This window comes from Klebsiella sp. GW_Kp182 (assembly GCF_040062275.1).
In the GTDB taxonomy this organism is placed as follows: Bacteria; Pseudomonadota; Gammaproteobacteria; order Enterobacterales; family Enterobacteriaceae; genus Klebsiella; species Klebsiella michiganensis.
This window is the reverse complement of the sequence record NZ_JBEAFQ010000041.1, coordinates 20,380-36,888: the sequence shown is the minus strand read 5'-3', so window position 1 is coordinate 36,888 and position 16,509 is coordinate 20,380. Positions and strand designations below refer to the sequence as shown.

Here is a 16,509-nt window from a genome sequence, read left to right as displayed (position 1 = left end):
AGAGATTACTGCCAGTTGCCGTTGCGGATAACGCCAACGGCCAGGCCTTCAATAGTGAAGCTTTGCTCGCGAAGATCCACAACAATCGGCGAGAATTCGCTGTTTTCCGGCAGCAGTTCAACGACGTTACCCTGCTTTTTCAGTCGCTTCACGGTAACTTCTTCGTCGATGCGCGCCACAACCACCTGGCCATTGCGCACATCCTGCGTTTTATGGACGGCCAGCAGGTCGCCATCAAGAATACCGATGTCTTTCATCGACATCCCGCTAACGCGCAGCAGAAAATCGGCATTCGGCTTAAACATAGCCGGATCGACCTGATAGTGACCTTCAATGTGCTGCTGGGCCAGCAGCGGCTCACCCGCCGCGACGCGGCCAATAAGCGGCAGACCCGTTTCTTCTTCCGTCAGCAGACGAATACCGCGTGAGGCGCCGGAAACGATCTCGATTGCGCCTTTACGCGCCAGCGCTTTCAGGTGTTCTTCCGCCGCGTTTGGGGAACGGAACCCCAAGCGCTGAGCAATCTCCGCACGCGTCGGCGGCATGCCCGTCTGGCTGATATGATCCCGAATGAGATCAAACACCTCTTGCTGCCTGGTCGTTAACGCTTTCATTCCGCCCCCTGGGTGTATATACAGTTATGCTGTGAGTATATACAGCTAACGGTGATTTTGGAACCACATTTCACACAAAAATCAGGAGTTTCTTTCCGTTTTGCGAGCCGCTACGCCAGGCGTTAGCGGTAGTTTGCCCATAAAAGCGTTCCCCACGCGATCAGCGCGATGATGATCGCCAGCAATACCGCCGCCGATCCCATGTCTTTCGCTCGCCCCGACAGCTCGTGATGTTCAGGGCCAATACGGTCAACAACCGCCTCAATCGCGCTATTGATAATTTCAACTATCATCACTAGCAGGACCGAGCTAATCAACAGCACCCGGGTGATGGCATCGACGTCTAACCAGCAGGCGATCGCCACGGCAACAACGGCCGCGATGCCTTCCTGACGAAAGGCGGCCTCGTTGACCCACGCCGCCCGGAATCCTTTCCAGGAATACCCTGCCGCTTTAATAATTCGGGTTAACCCAGTGGTATTATTGGCCATCAAACAAACCTTTTTATGTAAATGACGTCAATGAGTGTACGCGTTTGCCGCGTTACAACGGAAATTTTGCGCACTTTCTGTTATTCTTGCGGCGCATTTGCATGATTAACCAGAGGCTTCACATCGTCTATGTCTGGCTGGCAACGAATTTACTATAAATTACTGAATTTACCATTAAGGGCGCTGGTAAAAAGCAAGTCGATTCCGGCACAACCTGCTCAGGAATTAGGCCTGGATACCTCGCGTCCCATTATGTATGTCCTGCCCTACAATTCGAAGGCGGACCTGCTGACGCTGCGCGCGCAATGTCTGGAACATGAGTTACCGGACCCGCTGGAGCCGCTCGAGATCGACGGCGGCCTGCTTCCGCGCTACGTATTTATCCACGGCGGACCGCGCGTGTTTACCTATTACACGCCGAAAGAAGAGTCTATCAAGCTCTTTCACGACTACCTGGATTTGCACCGCAACCATCCCGATCTTGACGTGCAGATGGTGCCGGTTTCGGTGATGTTCGGTCGCGCGCCGGGGCGTGAAAAAGGCGAGGTGAACCCGCCGCTGCGCATGCTCAACGGCATTCAGAAATTCTTCGCCGTCCTGTGGCTGGGCCGCGACAGCTTTGTCCGTTTCTCGCCTTCGGTCTCGCTGCGTAAGATGGCGGACGAACACGGTACCGATAAAACCATCGCCCAGAAGCTGGCCCGCGTGGCGCGCATGCACTTCGCCCGTCAGCGTCTGGCGGCGGTCGGCCCGCGCCTGCCCGCGCGCCAGGATCTGTTTAATAAACTGCTGGCGTCGAAAGCCATTGCCCGTGCGGTAGAAGACGAAGCGCGCAGCAAGAAAATTTCTCATGAAAAGGCGCAGCAAAACGCTATCGCCCTGATGGAAGAGATCGCCGCAAACTTCTCCTATGAGATGATTCGCCTGACCGACCGCGTGCTGGGCTTTACCTGGAACCGGCTGTATCAGGGCATTAACGTGCATAACGCCGAGCGCGTGCGCCAGCTGGCGCATGAAGGCCACGAGATCGTTTATGTCCCGTGCCACCGCAGCCATATGGACTATCTGCTGCTCTCTTACGTCATTTATCATCAGGGCCTGGTGCCGCCGCATATCGCCGCCGGTATCAACCTGAACTTCTGGCCCGCCGGTCCGATCTTCCGTCGCGGCGGCGCGTTCTTTATTCGCCGCACGTTCAAGGGCAATAAGCTTTACTCAACCGTATTCCGCGAATATCTCGGCGAGCTGTTCAGCCGCGGCTATTCGGTGGAGTATTTCGTTGAAGGCGGGCGTTCGCGTACCGGACGCCTGCTGGATCCGAAAACCGGCACCCTGTCGATGACCATTCAGGCGATGCTGCGCGGCGGTAATCGCCCCATCACCCTGGTGCCGATTTACATCGGCTACGAGCACGTGATGGAGGTCGGTACCTACGCCAAAGAGCTACGCGGTGCGACAAAAGAGAAAGAGAGCCTGCCGCAGATGCTGCGCGGCTTGAGCAAGCTGCGAAATCTCGGCCAGGGCTACGTTAACTTCGGCGAACCCCTGCCGCTGATGGCCTATCTGAACCAGCATGTGCCGGACTGGCGCGAGTCTATCGACCCTATCGAAGCGGTTCGCCCTTCCTGGCTGACCCCGACGGTGAATAATATCGCCTCGGATCTGATGGTGCGCATCAATAATGCCGGCGCGGCTAACGCCATGAACCTGTGCTGTACCGCGCTGCTGGCATCGCGTCAGCGTTCACTGACCCGCGAGCAGCTCACCGAGCAGCTTGAGTGCTATCTTGCCCTGCTGCGCAACGTGCCATATTCAGCGGATGCGACCACGCCTGCGGCTTCGGCCAGCGAGCTGATTGACCACGCGCTGCAGATGAATAAGTTCGAAGTCGAGAAAGATACCATTGGCGATATCATCATTCTGCCGCGCGAGCAGGCCGTCCTGATGACCTACTACCGCAACAACATCGCCCATATGCTGGTGATGCCGTCGCTGTTAGCCGCCATCGTCACTCAGCATCGTCGTATTACCCGCGCCGAAATCCTGCGTCACGTCGAGATGTTCTATCCGTTCCTGAAGGCCGAGCTGTTCCTGCGCTGGGAAAAAGCGGAGCTGGCGGGCGTCGTCGATGCGCTGATCGCTGAGATGCAGCGTCAGGGCCTCATCGCCCTGAACGACGATGAGGTGAGCGTCAATCCGTCTCATGCCCGTTCTCTGCAGCTGCTGGCCGCAGGCGCGCGCGAAACGCTGCAGCGCTACGCCATTACCTTCTGGCTGCTGAGCGCTAACCCGTCAATCAACCGCAGTTCGCTGGAGAAAGAGAGCCGCACCGTGGCGCAGCGCCTGTCCGTTCTGCACGGCATCAACGCGCCGGAGTTCTTCGATAAGGCGGTGTTCAGCACGCTGGTGTTGACCCTGCGTGACGAAGGCTATATCAGCGATACAGGGGACGCCGAGCCGGAAGAGACGTTGAAGATCTACCGCATGCTGGCGGATCTGATTACTTCGGATGTGCGATTAACGATTGAAAGCGTTACCCAGGATGAAGCGTAACGTTTAAAGAGATGTCCCGGCCTGCGCCGGGCTACCGGACCCTGCGGTTTTGTAGCCCGGCTAAGGCGTTTACGCCGCAAGCCGGGAAACCCACAGCGCTACTGCATATATCCCATCGCCAGGCCGAGAAATAGCACCAGCCCCACGTAGTTATTGTTCATAAACGCCTTAAAGCAGGCATCGCGTTCGCGTTTAAATATCAGCTTCTGCTGCCAGGCAAACAGCGCCGCGGCGATAAACAACGACCAGTAATACTCCCAGCCCAGCCCGCTCAGCCAGCCTACCGCGGCCATCAGACCCAGTACCGCCACCTGTAAAATACCGATGATTAAGCGATCGTTGTCGCCAAAGAGAATCGCCGTCGATTTGATACCGATTTTGACGTCATCATCACGATCGACCATCGCATACTGGGTATCGTAGGCCACCGCCCACAGGATATTGGCGAGGAACATCAGCCAGCAGCTCAGCGGCAGCGATTCGCTGACCGCCGAAAAGGCCATCGGGATCGACCAGCCGAACGCCGCGCCCAGCACGACCTGAGGCAGGTGGGTATAGCGCTTCATAAACGGATATACCCATGCCAGCGCCAGCGCCGCTACCGACAGCAGAATGGTCATGGTGTTCAGGGTCAACACCAGCAGGAACGAAAGCAGCACCAGCACGACAAACAGCGTCCGCGCCTCCTTTTCGCTAACGTCGCCGCTCGGCAACGGGCGGCGGGCCGTCCGTTTGACGTGGCCGTCAAACTTGCGATCGGCATAGTCGTTGACCACGCAGCCTGCGGCGCGCATCAGCCAGACGCCGGCGACAAAAACGGCGAGGATCCATAGCGGCGGTATCCCCGGCGTCGCCACCCACAGCGCCCACAGCGTCGGCCACAGCAGCAGCAGCGCGCCAATCGGTTTGTCAGTACGCATCAGGCGGTGAAACGCCAGCAGCTTGTTCTGCGTCAGACTCCACTCCATTTCATTTTCCTCTTAATACAACGGCGATGCAGGCAAAAACAGTTCCGTCAGCAGCAGCGGTTTGCCGCTCAACCGGAGGCGGGAACGACGCCCCCACAGCTCTGCATGACGACCAATTTCAATAAAATCACGGGTTAGCGTCGATGACGTGAAGAGATAGCGGCCCAACGGCGTTTGCCCCAGCTGTTGCAGCGCCAGTTCGGGGCCGCTCAGCGTTGATTCGGGCACTATCGTGCGCCCGGCCAGCCAGGGTTCACCGTTGGCGCAAAGAATGATTTCCCGCAGCCAGTAGCGGGGTTCGCTCGGTAACAGGGGCGCCTCACCGGCCAGCGCGTCGCGTCCAACAAAACCTTCGTTAACCATGATGACGCTGACTTTCTTCCCCTGCTGCTCAAAGCGTTTGGTCATTGAGTCTTCCAGCAATAGCCAGTCGCGCAGATGCGCATCCAGCGGGGGCATAGCGGCAAAATAATGCAGCGCACGCAGTTGCGTAAGCGCAGGATGTGGCATGCCTGAATCTCCGGTACATAACGTAAAGGTATTGTATCGCAGAATGGGGCATCGGGGGCGGGCAAACGTCAATATACGATCATCCGCGCAACAGCCGTGCAACAGAGGCTGAGGCGCGCTAAAAAAAAGTGCGCCCTGACGGACGCACCTAAAGGCTGTGCCTAAACATCAGCATTGCGGGGAGACGGTCACCCCTTGCCTTTTACACTGCTGATAAAGGTGGAACGAGCAGATTTCGAGCCAAGACGTTCAGCTTCGTTCATCAATTTCAGGGCCTTATCGATATCGCCTTTCGCAACCGCCTGCTTAATGCCGTTGTTGAAATAGGTTTCGGTGTCATCAAGCATCGGTTCGCTTTTCGCCGCCGGAGCCGGGGCCGGCGCGACAACCGGCGCTGCGGTATTGCCGACGGTCACCGGGCCATTGCCGGAAGAGCCAAACAGCGGACCAACCAGCACGCTGGAGCCGCTATTGGTTTTGACTTTTAGCTTCAGCACGCCATCGGTGGTGTGGCGGGCAATCGGGTCTGGAATATCCGGCACGGCATTGCCCGCGCCTTTAGCGTAAGCTTTCGCCGGATCAAGCAGAGTCGTGGTTTGTTGTAAATCTTTTTCCGTCGTAAAGACCAGCACGTAAAGCTTCTGCTGCCCCAGCGCCGGGGTCAGGCGCATGACGCCTTCAAGCCGATCCGCGGTCATCACGCCGGGCTGCTGATAGGTAAAATAGCTGCTGGGGAAGAACGCGGATGGCGTCATATTCTGATCGAGAATCAGCACGTTCGGCGCAAAAATCTGTTTTTGCTTATTCACTTCGCTCGTGAGCGTCAGGGTCAGTTCGCCAATATTCGCCGGAACGCTCCAGGCCGCAACCGGGCCGGAGATGCCGGCAACATCCAGGCGCTGGCCGCCCGTGAGTAAATCAACGGTCTGCGTTTTAGATTGATCGACTGGCGTCCAGACGAGCTGCTGCAGGGCAGCGCCGGGGATGGCGGGCGCTGCGCTGGTGTTTTGCGGGACAAAGTTGACGTCGGCAAGGCTCATTCCCGGCGCGCATGCCAACATTCCTGCGGATAAACACAGGGCGACGAGAGTTTTCTTCATTTTCATTGTTCTCACCTCGGATAGCGTAGGTTTAGCGGTGGCCAGGCAATAGCGCGCTAATCCTGAAGAATCAGGAGGGGCAGAGCCCCTCCGTGTCACTACATGATTACGGCGGTGTTACCACCAAACTTCCATCTGCGCACCGAAGGTCACTTCGCTATCGTTACCGCGGCTGGAGGTGTAAACCCCGTTACCGCTGCCGTCTTTAGTCTGCAGACCGGAGGTGTTGCTGTAGCCCCAGTTCTCATCCCATTTTGCGTAGGTCGCGAAAATACGGATTGCCGGGCGAGACCAGACGCTGTTACCCGCCTGCCATTGCTGGGCCAGGGTAATTTTGTACTGGTTGTTGTTTTCGCTGGTGCGCTGAGATTTCACGTTGTCGTAACCGACTTCCAGCTGGGTGCTCATGATCGGCGTCCATTTGTACATCGGACGAACACCGACGGTGTACCAAGTAGAACCGTTGTTGCTATCCAGGTCCACGTCCTGGTACATCGCAACGTACATCAGGCCCCAGTCATCGTTGAAGTCCATCGCGCCGTGATCCAGAACGCGGATCATGCTGCCGTTGTTATCGATGCTGGTTCCCTGGGAGTGACCGCTGTTCCAGGAGGTCATCGAGTCGGTCGCATACTGAACAACAAACTTGTTGAAGCCGCCCCAGATAGACTGAGTATGTTCACCGGTGAACATCCAGCCGTCTTTTGATGCGCCATCAACCAGACGGTAATCGTCCTGCGGGTTAGCGCGGCCATAATCCACGCCTAACTCCAGTACGCCGCCCGGGTTGATTTCCATACCGGCCAGACGCACGTCAAAGACGTCGTTTGCGGTTTTAGCAGCAAATTTCTTGGTGTCATCGCTGGAGAAAGTGTAAGAACCGCCGCTTTCTGAGTTACGCGTGGCCGCCAGAGAGAGTTTACCGAAGCCGAGGTCAACGTTTTCCAGACCCGCACCCGGGCCGGAGATATCCCAGTAGTAGAAGTCGATCATGTGAACGTCATGACGCTGGTAGAAGCGCTTACCGGCCCACAGGGTAGAACCCGGCAACCAGTCAATCAGGTTTTTACCCTGGATATTAGCTTCACGAAACGCCGGAGAGGTACTTTCCCAGTCATCTTCCTGATTTACGGAATAAGCGACGTTAGTATCGAAATAAAAACTCTTATCACCTTCTTTCCACAACTCCTGGCCCAGCTTCAGTTCCGCATAGGTTTCACATTCGTTGCCAAGACGGTATTTGCTTTGAGCACCCGTGGCTTTGAAGCACTGTTGCTCACCGCCGCTGCCGGTCCAGCCGATACCAGAACGAGCGTAGCCGTGGAAATCAACGGCCAGCGCCTGAGCAGACATAACGCCTGCCGCAACGGCGACCGCCAGTGGAAGTTTGCGCAGAGTAATCATCATTCTATCTCCTGAGATCATTGCTTTTCTTTGAACACTTCACCCTTCGGGCTGCCTCTTTGTTGGCTGCGCTCACTCACCCTGGTCACGTACTTTTGTACGCTCCCAGGGATTCATTCCCTTGCCGCCTCGATGCAGCGCGAATGGTTTTGTGTTTTTTTTTAGTTAGAAGCCTTACACGCCCGGCTCTTTATGCAGCCGACGACAAGCGGTGCCATCCTCACGGAATAAATGGCAGCGCTCCGGCGGCAAACCGATGGCGAATGTGGCTCCCTCTTCTACCAGCACCACGTCGTTCTGGCGGTAAACCAGGTTCTGACGGATGGATGGGATCTGAATATGAATTTGCGTTTCGTGGCCGAGCTGTTCGACCACCTGAACTTCACCTTCGAGGGTGACGTCGGCGATATCGCTGGGCAGCAGATGTTCCGGGCGAATCCCTAAGGACATGTTGGCACCGACCTGAACGCGGGCGCTGTCCACCGGCAGCCAGACCTGCTGACGGTTCGGCAGCTCCACCTGCACCTGCTCAATGGCGGTAGCGGTGACTTTCACCGGCAGGAAGTTCATCTTCGGCGAGCCAATAAAGCCCGCGACGAAACGATCCGCCGGGTAGTGATAGAGTTCGAGAGGCTTCCCGACCTGCGCGACGCGACCGGCGTCCAGCACCACAATCTTGTCGGCCAGGGTCATCGCTTCGACCTGGTCGTGGGTCACGTAAATCATCGTGCGGCCAAGACGCTTATGCAGACGGGAAATCTCAATGCGCATCTGCACGCGCAGCGCGGCATCGAGGTTAGAGAGCGGTTCATCCAGCAGGAACACGCGCGGTTCAGCCACCAGAGTACGGCCAATCGCCACGCGCTGACGCTGACCGCCGGAAAGCGCTTTCGGTTTGCGCTCCAGCAGATGGGCCAGCTGAAGAACTTCCGCCACCTGAGTCACGCGCTGGTTAATCAGCTCTTTTTTGGCGCCGGCCAGCTTCAGGCCAAAAGACATGTTTTCCGCGACGGAAAGGTGGGGGTAAAGCGCATAAGACTGAAACACCATCCCGATACCGCGCTCGGCGGGCGGGACATCATTCATTCGGGTATCGCCAATCAGCAGATCGCCGCTGGTCACCGTTTCCAGCCCGGCAATCATACGCAGCAGGGTGGATTTGCCGCAGCCTGATGGCCCAACAAACACGACGAACTCCCCATCCTGGATCTCGAGATTGATATCTTTCGATACCACTACGTCACCCCAGGCTTTCGTTACATTTCGCAGCTGTACGCTCGCCATGCCCTTCTCCCTTCGTTACAACCTGTCACTTAACGACACATTCAAGATGGGCTGACTATGCGGCATTCATAAACAGGGGAAATCCTCCACCCCCCGGCTTTTTTATGGGGGAGGAGGCGGGAGGATGAGAGATTGCGTCTCGCCGTCGGGGGGGACGGGCGGACGCCGATTTCGTGATGTAGCCTGCAAAATTGGCCATCTTTTTATGTGCTCCAGGACTCATAACCGGCATTTCTGCAATGGAGATCACACTATCGGGGGATGGGGCGTAGACATAGGGAGGATGGAAAGAGGTTGTTAAAAAAGGAAACTCATCACCGTTAAGCCACTCAAGTGTATCCACGAGCACATCACCAAATAGGACGGGTATATGAAAATCAAAACTGGCGCTCGCATCCTCGCGCTGTCTGCATTGACCACGATGATGTTTTCCGCCTCTGCCCTCGCAAAAATCGAAGAAGGTAAGCTGGTTATCTGGATTAACGGCGACAAAGGCTACAACGGCCTCGCTGAAGTGGGTAAAAAGTTTGAAAAAGACACCGGCATTAAAGTCTCCGTAGAGCATCCGGATAAGCTGGAAGAGAAATTCCCGCAGGTTGCCGCGACCGGCGACGGCCCTGACATCATCTTCTGGGCTCACGACCGTTTTGGCGGCTACGCGCAGTCCGGCCTGCTGGCGGAAATCACCCCGGATAAAGCGTTCCAGGACAAACTCTATCCGTTCACCTGGGATGCGGTTCGCTATAACGGCAAGCTGATTGCCTACCCGGTTGCCGTTGAAGCGCTGTCGCTGATCTATAACAAAGACCTGGTGCCAAACCCGCCGAAAACCTGGGAAGAGATCCCGGCGCTGGATAAAGAACTGAAAGCGAAAGGTAAGAGCGCGCTGATGTTCAACCTGCAAGAACCGTACTTCACCTGGCCGCTGATCGCCGCCGACGGCGGTTATGCGTTCAAGTTTGAAAACGGCAAGTACGACGTGAAAGACGTAGGCGTGGATAGCGCTGGCGCGAAAGCGGGCCTGACCTTCCTGGTCGACCTTATCAAGAACAAGCATATGAACGCCGACACCGACTACTCCATCGCGGAAGCGGCATTCAACAAAGGCGAAACCGCGATGACCATCAACGGTCCGTGGGCGTGGTCTAACATCGATAAGAGCAAGGTTAACTACGGCGTTACCCTGCTGCCGACCTTCAAAGGCAACCCGTCTAAACCGTTCGTTGGCGTACTGAGCGCCGGTATTAACGCCGCCAGCCCGAACAAAGAACTGGCGAAAGAGTTCCTCGAAAACTACCTGATGACCGATCAGGGTCTGGATGAAGTGAACAAGGACAAACCGCTGGGCGCGGTCGCGCTGAAATCCTTCCAGGAAAAACTGGAAAAAGATCCGCGTATCGCCGCCACCATGGCTAACGCCCAGAAAGGTGAAATCATGCCGAATATTCCGCAGATGTCCGCCTTCTGGTATGCCGTTCGTACCGCAGTGATCAACGCCGCTAGCGGTCGCCAGACCGTCGATGCGGCGCTGAAAGACGCACAGGCTCGTATCACCAAGTAATACGGTTTCCCTTATTTCTTAGGGAATAAGGTTTGTTGAATACGTTGTTACGCGAAATCATCCGCGCTACATCGAGGCGGCAAGGATGCAAATCCCCAGGAGCTTACATCAGTAAGTGACTGGGATGCGCATCCGCAGCCAACAAAGAGGTAGCGCGAAGGATAAAGTGTAAAGAGGATGATCCCCATGGATGTCGTGAAAAAGAAGCACTGGTGGCAAAGCCCGCAGCTCACATGGTCTGTGATCGGCTTGCTGTGCCTGCTGGTGGGTTACCTTGTTGTTTTGATGTACGCCCAGGGGGAGTACCTGTTTGCCATCATGACGCTCATTCTGAGCTCGGTTGGCCTGTATATTTTTTCCAATCGCAAGGCCTACGCCTGGCGCTATGTTTATCCGGGTCTCGCCGGGATGGGGCTGTTCGTCCTGTTCCCGCTGATCTGCACTATCGCTATCGCTTTCACTAACTACAGCAGCACTAACCAGCTGACCTTCGAACGCGCCCAACAGGTGCTGATGGACCGCTCCTTCCAGGCGGGGAAATCCTACAACTTCGCGCTTTATCCGGCGGGAGATGAGTGGAAGCTGGCGCTGACCGACGGCGAAAGCGGCAAAAACTATCTTTCCGACGCCTTTAAATTCGGCGGCGAACAGAAGCTGGCCTTAAAAGAGGCTGACGCCCTGCCGGAAGGCGAGCGCGCCACGCTGCGCGTGATTACGCAAAACCGTACCGCCCTGAACCAGCTGACCGCCGTGTTGCCGGATGAAAGCAAAGTCATTATGAGCTCCCTGCGTCAGTTCTCCGGTACCCAGCCGCTGTACTCGCTGGCTAGTGACGGCACGCTGACCAACAACCAGAGCGGCGTGAAATACCGTCCGAACGCCGAGGTCGGTTTCTATCAGGCGATGAACGCCGACGGTAGCTGGGGCAGCGAAAAGCTCAGCCCGGGCTACACCGTGACCATCGGCTGGGATAACTTCACTCGCGTGTTCCAGGATGAAGGCATCCAGAAACCGTTCTTCGCGATTTTCGTCTGGACGGTGGTGTTCTCCGTTCTGACCGTGATTCTCACCGTTGCGGTCGGCATGGTGCTCGCCTGTCTCGTCCAGTGGGAAGCCCTGAAAGGTAAAGCGATTTACCGCGTACTGCTGATTCTGCCTTACGCCGTACCGTCGTTTATCTCGATTCTGATTTTCAAAGGGTTGTTCAACCAGAGCTTTGGTGAGATCAACATGATGCTCAGCGCGCTGTTCGGCATCAAGCCGGCCTGGTTTAGCGACCCGACCACCGCGCGTACCATGATTATCATCGTCAACACCTGGCTGGGCTATCCGTACATGATGATCCTGTGCATGGGCCTGCTGAAAGCGATTCCTGACGATTTATATGAAGCCTCGGCAATGGATGGCGCTACGCCGTTCCAGAACTTCTTCAAAATTACGCTGCCGCTGCTGATCAAGCCGCTGACGCCGCTGATGATCGCCAGCTTCGCCTTTAACTTTAACAACTTCGTGCTGATTCAGCTGTTGACCAACGGCGGGCCGGACCGGCTCGGCACCACCACGCCGGCGGGCTACACCGACCTGCTGGTGAGCTATACCTACCGTATCGCCTTTGAAGGCGGCGGCGGTCAGGACTTCGGCCTTGCGGCGGCTATCGCCACGCTGATCTTCCTGCTGGTAGGCGCCCTGGCGATTGTTAACCTGAAAGCCACACGTATGAAGTTTGATTAAGGGAGATAACGATTATGGCTATGGTTCAACCCAAATCTCAGAAGCTGCGCCTGTTCACGACGCACCTCCTGCTGCTGATTTTTATCGCGGCGATTATGTTCCCGCTGCTGATGGTCATCGCTATCTCTCTGCGCGAAGGGAACTTCGCCACCGGTAGCCTGATCCCCGAAAGTATCTCCTGGGAGCACTGGCGGCTGGCGCTCGGCTTCAGCGTCGAACACGCTGATGGCCGCGTCACGCCGCCCCCCTTCCCGGTGCTGCTGTGGCTGTGGAACTCCATCAAGGTGGCCGGCATTACCGCCATTGGCATCGTCGCGCTTTCTACCACCTGCGCTTACGCTTTTGCCCGCATGCGCTTCCCGGGTAAAGCAACGCTGCTGAAAGGGATGCTGATTTTCCAGATGTTCCCCGCGGTGCTGTCGCTGGTCGCGCTGTATGCCCTGTTTGACCGTCTCGGCCAGTACGTGCCGTTCGTCGGCCTGAATACCCACGGCGGCGTCATCTTCGCCTATATGGGCGGTATCGCGCTGCACGTCTGGACAATCAAAGGTTACTTCGAAACCATCGACGGCTCGCTGGAAGAAGCGGCGGCGCTGGACGGCGCGACGCCATGGCAGGCTTTCCGCCTGGTGCTGCTCCCGCTGTCGGTACCGATTCTGGCGGTGGTGTTTATTCTGTCGTTCATCGCGGCGATTACCGAAGTGCCGGTGGCCTCCCTGCTGCTGCGCGATGTGAACAGCTATACCCTTGCGGTCGGAATGCAACAGTATCTCAACCCGCAGAACTATCTGTGGGGCGACTTTGCCGCCGCGGCGGTGCTCTCCGCCATTCCGATTACCGTGGTGTTCCTGCTGGCCCAGCGCTGGTTGGTTAACGGCCTGACGGCTGGCGGAGTGAAAGGTTAATTTTTTTGTAACACCTGCCCCAAATTTCAGAGGAGGGCCGACGGTTTTGCGGTAATGCGCGACCCCAACCGGGTATTACCGCCGTCGCCCTCAGCTGAAAAAGTAAGGCAAATGCCACTGCTATCCTCAACTGGACCCTACATAAATTCTATTTGTGACTGTTGGTCAGCGGCCCTGGAGGCCGCTTTTTTTATTCGCGCTTCAGACGGTTGGAGTTACACAGCCAGAGCGTTATCACCAGAATCAGGATCGCCGCGGAGTAAATCAGCACCGCCATAGGCGACTCATGATCGATAATGATCAGGCGGACGATTGCGGTGATGCCGATATAGACAAAGTAGCGCAGCGGGAAGTGAAATCCCGACTCAAAGTACTTCACTATCAGCGCGATAAACTCGAAATAGAGGAAGTAGACCACCAGCCCTTCCACCAGTTTGTACTTGCTGACAGGCTCCGGGGTGAACAGGACGTGCGCCAGATGCAGCGTCTCCTTTCCCAGAAATACGATCAGAATGACCCCCAGGCACAGCAGGCCAAGATTCAAAACGGTTTGCATTGCGGTTGCAATAAAACTCACCAACGGACGATAAACCGGCGGCATAGGTACACCTCATCATCATGATTTCCTGTGACCTGTATAACGCAAAAATGTGATCCAGATCTACATTTGTGAGTCCCTTCTTTCCACTGCTTGCCTTTCTCATCTCCGACGAAATACGTAAAAAGAGAAATTTTTACTTTCGGCAACGCTGTGAGGTAGTTAACTAAATCCCTTTTTATGTTCAAAAAACAGAATATAAATACCCGTCAAATCAGTTAATTAACCATAATAAGATCACAATTTTACAATATTTTAATAAGCGAATATTTTTCTCTTTCAGGCATAAATTACGCCCGCATTAGAGTAAGTTTTTCCTTAGAAATTGACTTAGCATACTCGCAGATTAATAAACCCCCGTTAGCGGAACGATATAAAAAATGACTACTGAACACTCATCCCTGTTTATAAACTGGCTAAAAAAAGAAGTGGCTCCGGCATTAGGCTGTACGGAACCCGTTGCTATTTCTTTTACCGCCGCTTACGCAGCGAAACATTTAGATACGGCTTGTCAAAATATTAGCGGTTTTATTTCTGCGAACCTGTACAAGAATGCGATGGGCGTAACTATTCCGGGTACTTCCGTCAGCGGGGTGGCGCTCGCAGCAGCCATCGGCGCATTTGGTGGTGATGCGGATAAAGGTTTAAAAACGCTGGAGGGAATTACCAAACGGCATGTTGAATTAGCCCAGAAGTTAATTGCCGATGGCCAGGTCAATATTAGCGTGCAAGATACCCCTGACTTTATTCATCTGGATTTGACGCTAACGGGTGGCGAAAAGAGCTGCCGCGTGGTGGTCAAGGGCACGCATACCAATATCGTTGAGCTGTATATTAATGGCGAAGCGCAGGTGCTGGCGGACAAACAGAGTACGGTAACGCAGCAGGAAACATTAGCAACCTTTTCGCTTGCCGAGGCCTTTGATTTTATTAGCGAGGTCGAATTCGCCGACATCGCATTTATTCTCGAAGCCGCCCGGCTCAATTCGGCGCTGGCGGAGGAAGGTAAAAGCAAAAAATACGGTTTGAACATCAACGGCACCTTCTCTGATGCGGTAAAAAATGGCCTGCTCAGCAACGACCTGCTGAGTAAAGTCATCATCAATACCGTCGCCGCATCCGACGCGCGAATGGGCGGAGCCCCCGTCGTCGCGATGTCAAACTTTGGTTCCGGTAATCAGGGTATCGCCGCCACCATGCCGGTAGTGACGGTCGCGGAGCATCTTAACGCCGATGAAGAGACCCTCGCGCGGGCGCTGGCGCTCTCCCACCTGACCGCCATATCGATCCACTCCCGCTATACGCGTCTCTCCGCGCTATGCGCGGCGTCCACGGCAGCGATGGGCGCTGCGGCCGGCATGGCGTGGTTATTTACCCGTGACCTGAAAACAATTAACACCGCTATTATTAATATGATCAGCGATATTACCGGCATGATTTGCGATGGTGCCTCTAATAGCTGCGCAATGAAAGTATCATCCGTGGTTTCCAGCGCCTTTAAGGCCGTACTGATGGCGATGCAAAATAGCTGCGCAGGCTCTAATGACGGCATTGTTTGCGCTGACGTTGAGCAGACTATTAATAATCTCTGCCGTCTGGTGATTAAGCCTATGGCCTATACCGATAAAGAAATCATCAACATAATGGTAGCAAAGTAATCATTAATTAGCGTTTTAATGTACCTTACACAAATAATTAATTTCCTGAATATAACAGGTATTGCTTATGAACAAAAAAGTTATTCTACGGGGTATGAGCGCCATACTTCCCCTGTGCATTGGCGACTTTCCATTTTCATTTATTGTCGGCGCGCTAAGCGTTAGCGCCGGGATGAGTATCTGGCAAAGTACGGCATGGTCGACGATTGTCATCGCCGGTTCGGCACAAATGCTGGCGTTAAATATGCTAAAAACCGGAGCGAGCCTTGGGGTGATTATATTCACCACGCTGATAATTAATCTTCGCCATGTACTTTATAGCGCCTCTATTTCCAGTACGGTACGCGAAGCCTCCTTCTTTAAAAAATGCTTTATGGCGTATGCCCTGACCGATGAAGTGTACGCCACGACGGTGAAAGAGATGGAGGAGAATAAAAAAGATAAATATCTTTTCTATTTTTCAGCAATGCTGACGTTTTGGTTCGCCTGGGTACTGGCCGATTTCCTTGGCGCTCTGGTTGGCGCCTCTTTTCCGCACATTGAAAAATATGGTCTGGACTTCGCGATGGTCGCCGCATTTATCGCCATCGTAGTCCCACAAATCAAAAGCCAGGCCTGCACCGTCGCCGCCGTTGTTGCTGCCGTATCCGGGGTACTTTTGGTCGTACTGCCCTACTCGTTAGGTATCGTCGTCGCGTCCGTACTGGGCGTAATGGCGGGCCTGAGCGTCGATCTCGCCGAAGAGCGTAAACAGGCGCAGGCCGCTGACAAACTCTCTCTCGAAGGAGCGCTGGAAAATGAGTAATAGCTTTTTTATCGCCCTGACGCTGGGCATGGCCGCCGTGACCTTTCTTATTCGCTTCTCGTTCATTGGCCTCGCCGGGAAGATTCAGATGTCGAGCCGGGTCAGCAAAACGCTGCGTTTTGTGCCGGTGACCGTGCTGCCGGCCATCATCACGATTCAGATCCTGAGCGTGAACTCCAGCATGGAGTTCGATTTGAAAAACCCGAAGGTGATCGCCGCGATTATCTGCACGCTCGCCAGCTTCCGCCTGGGCCTGGTCTGGGTCGTCGTCAGCGGCGTCGGTTCACTGGTTTTGCTCAACTATTTCATGTAATCACTTATCAGAAG

At 55.2% G+C, this 16,509-nt stretch carries 15 protein-coding genes; 7 read left to right on the top strand and 8 right to left on the bottom strand.

From position 1 onward, the window contains the following. Positions 1 to 5: 5 nt before the first annotated feature. Both lexA and ABLU88_RS17660 read right to left on the bottom strand, forming a co-directional pair. Positions 6 to 614, bottom strand: a complete 609-nt coding sequence (lexA, locus tag ABLU88_RS17665; protein WP_004097774.1) for a transcriptional repressor LexA — start codon at positions 612 to 614, stop codon at positions 6 to 8. Positions 615 to 736: 122 nt separating this feature from the next. Next, on the bottom strand, positions 737 to 1,105 hold the full coding sequence (locus ABLU88_RS17660) for a diacylglycerol kinase (protein ID WP_014227539.1): 369 nt from the start codon (positions 1,103 to 1,105) through the stop codon (positions 737 to 739). A gap of 129 nt (positions 1,106 to 1,234) precedes the next feature. Between ABLU88_RS17660 and plsB the strand changes: the two genes are divergently transcribed. After that, complete coding sequence (gene plsB, locus ABLU88_RS17655; protein ID WP_004097770.1) at positions 1,235 to 3,658, top strand: glycerol-3-phosphate 1-O-acyltransferase PlsB; 2,424 nt, start codon at positions 1,235 to 1,237, stop codon at positions 3,656 to 3,658. Positions 3,659 to 3,756: 98 nt separating this feature from the next. On the opposite strand, the gene ubiA is transcribed toward plsB, so the two are convergent. From ubiA to malK, 5 genes are all read right to left on the bottom strand, one after another. Continuing rightward, the gene (gene ubiA, locus ABLU88_RS17650; protein WP_004097768.1) at positions 3,757 to 4,626 is read right to left on the bottom strand and encodes a 4-hydroxybenzoate octaprenyltransferase; all 870 of its coding nucleotides are present in this window, start codon (positions 4,624 to 4,626) and stop codon (positions 3,757 to 3,759) included. A gap of 12 nt (positions 4,627 to 4,638) precedes the next feature. Further along, complete coding sequence (gene ubiC / locus ABLU88_RS17645) at positions 4,639 to 5,136, bottom strand: chorismate lyase (protein ID WP_014227537.1); 498 nt, start codon at positions 5,134 to 5,136, stop codon at positions 4,639 to 4,641. 188 nt (positions 5,137 to 5,324) lie between these two features. After that, positions 5,325 to 6,242 (bottom strand): maltose operon protein MalM, encoded by a 918-nt coding sequence (gene malM / locus ABLU88_RS17640; RefSeq protein ID WP_014837132.1) that lies wholly within the window; start codon positions 6,240 to 6,242, stop codon positions 5,325 to 5,327. 111 nt (positions 6,243 to 6,353) lie between these two features. Beyond that, complete coding sequence (locus ABLU88_RS17635; RefSeq protein WP_014227535.1) at positions 6,354 to 7,643, bottom strand: maltoporin; 1,290 nt, start codon at positions 7,641 to 7,643, stop codon at positions 6,354 to 6,356. A gap of 171 nt (positions 7,644 to 7,814) precedes the next feature. After that, the gene (gene malK, locus ABLU88_RS17630; RefSeq protein ID WP_004097762.1) at positions 7,815 to 8,924 is read right to left on the bottom strand and encodes a maltose/maltodextrin ABC transporter ATP-binding protein MalK; all 1,110 of its coding nucleotides are present in this window, start codon (positions 8,922 to 8,924) and stop codon (positions 7,815 to 7,817) included. 370 nt (positions 8,925 to 9,294) lie between these two features. Between malK and malE the strand changes: the two genes are divergently transcribed. From malE to malG, 3 genes are all read left to right on the top strand, one after another. Next, positions 9,295 to 10,485: a maltose/maltodextrin ABC transporter substrate-binding protein MalE gene (gene malE, locus ABLU88_RS17625; protein ID WP_014227534.1), complete on the top strand. Its 1,191-nt coding sequence runs from the start codon at positions 9,295 to 9,297 to the stop codon at positions 10,483 to 10,485. Between the two features lie 186 nt (positions 10,486 to 10,671). Then, complete coding sequence (gene malF, locus ABLU88_RS17620; RefSeq protein ID WP_004097758.1) at positions 10,672 to 12,216, top strand: maltose ABC transporter permease MalF; 1,545 nt, start codon at positions 10,672 to 10,674, stop codon at positions 12,214 to 12,216. A 14-nt stretch (positions 12,217 to 12,230) separates the two neighbouring features. After that, a complete protein-coding gene (malG, locus tag ABLU88_RS17615; protein WP_004097756.1) occupies positions 12,231 to 13,121 on the top strand; it encodes a maltose ABC transporter permease MalG in 891 nt (296 codons plus the stop codon). A gap of 190 nt (positions 13,122 to 13,311) precedes the next feature. Here malG and psiE read toward each other — a convergent pair whose 3' ends face one another. Beyond that, the gene (gene psiE / locus ABLU88_RS17610) at positions 13,312 to 13,722 is read right to left on the bottom strand and encodes a phosphate-starvation-inducible protein PsiE (RefSeq protein ID WP_004097754.1); all 411 of its coding nucleotides are present in this window, start codon (positions 13,720 to 13,722) and stop codon (positions 13,312 to 13,314) included. 377 nt (positions 13,723 to 14,099) lie between these two features. On the opposite strand from psiE, the gene ABLU88_RS17605 reads away from it, so the two are divergent. The 3 genes from ABLU88_RS17605 to ABLU88_RS17595 all read left to right on the top strand — a co-directional run bounded on the left by ABLU88_RS17605 (position 14,100) and on the right by ABLU88_RS17595 (position 16,495). Beyond that, positions 14,100 to 15,377, top strand: coding sequence for an L-serine ammonia-lyase, iron-sulfur-dependent, subunit alpha (locus ABLU88_RS17605; protein ID WP_348837370.1), 1,278 nt, complete (start codon positions 14,100 to 14,102; stop codon positions 15,375 to 15,377). 67 nt (positions 15,378 to 15,444) lie between these two features. Beyond that, positions 15,445 to 16,182, top strand: a complete 738-nt coding sequence (locus ABLU88_RS17600; RefSeq protein ID WP_004097750.1) for an AzlC family ABC transporter permease — start codon at positions 15,445 to 15,447, stop codon at positions 16,180 to 16,182. After that, positions 16,175 to 16,495, top strand: a complete 321-nt coding sequence (locus ABLU88_RS17595) for an AzlD domain-containing protein (protein ID WP_004097748.1) — start codon at positions 16,175 to 16,177, stop codon at positions 16,493 to 16,495. The genes ABLU88_RS17600 and ABLU88_RS17595 overlap by 8 nt, the downstream gene beginning before the upstream one ends. The last annotated feature ends 14 nt before the right edge of the window (positions 16,496 to 16,509 follow it).

Bases quoted from the DNA above. Each gene is read 5' to 3' on its own strand.
- lexA (WP_004097774.1), bottom strand. From the start codon at position 614: ATGAAAGCGTTAACGACCAGGCAGCAAGAGGTGTTTGATCTCATTCGG.
- ABLU88_RS17660 (WP_014227539.1), bottom strand. From the start codon at position 1,105: ATGGCCAATAATACCACTGGGTTAACCCGAATTATTAAAGCGGCAGGG.
- plsB (WP_004097770.1), top strand. From the start codon at position 1,235: ATGTCTGGCTGGCAACGAATTTACTATAAATTACTGAATTTACCATTA.
- ubiA (WP_004097768.1), bottom strand. From the start codon at position 4,626: ATGGAGTGGAGTCTGACGCAGAACAAGCTGCTGGCGTTTCACCGCCTG.
- ubiC (WP_014227537.1), bottom strand. From the start codon at position 5,136: ATGCCACATCCTGCGCTTACGCAACTGCGTGCGCTGCATTATTTTGCC.
- malM (WP_014837132.1), bottom strand. From the start codon at position 6,242: ATGAAAATGAAGAAAACTCTCGTCGCCCTGTGTTTATCCGCAGGAATG.
- ABLU88_RS17635 (WP_014227535.1), bottom strand. From the start codon at position 7,643: ATGATGATTACTCTGCGCAAACTTCCACTGGCGGTCGCCGTTGCGGCA.
- malK (WP_004097762.1), bottom strand. From the start codon at position 8,924: ATGGCGAGCGTACAGCTGCGAAATGTAACGAAAGCCTGGGGTGACGTA.
- malE (WP_014227534.1), top strand. From the start codon at position 9,295: ATGAAAATCAAAACTGGCGCTCGCATCCTCGCGCTGTCTGCATTGACC.
- malF (WP_004097758.1), top strand. From the start codon at position 10,672: ATGGATGTCGTGAAAAAGAAGCACTGGTGGCAAAGCCCGCAGCTCACA.
- malG (WP_004097756.1), top strand. From the start codon at position 12,231: ATGGCTATGGTTCAACCCAAATCTCAGAAGCTGCGCCTGTTCACGACG.
- psiE (WP_004097754.1), bottom strand. From the start codon at position 13,722: ATGCCGCCGGTTTATCGTCCGTTGGTGAGTTTTATTGCAACCGCAATG.
- ABLU88_RS17605 (WP_348837370.1), top strand. From the start codon at position 14,100: ATGACTACTGAACACTCATCCCTGTTTATAAACTGGCTAAAAAAAGAA.
- ABLU88_RS17600 (WP_004097750.1), top strand. From the start codon at position 15,445: ATGAACAAAAAAGTTATTCTACGGGGTATGAGCGCCATACTTCCCCTG.
- ABLU88_RS17595 (WP_004097748.1), top strand. From the start codon at position 16,175: ATGAGTAATAGCTTTTTTATCGCCCTGACGCTGGGCATGGCCGCCGTG.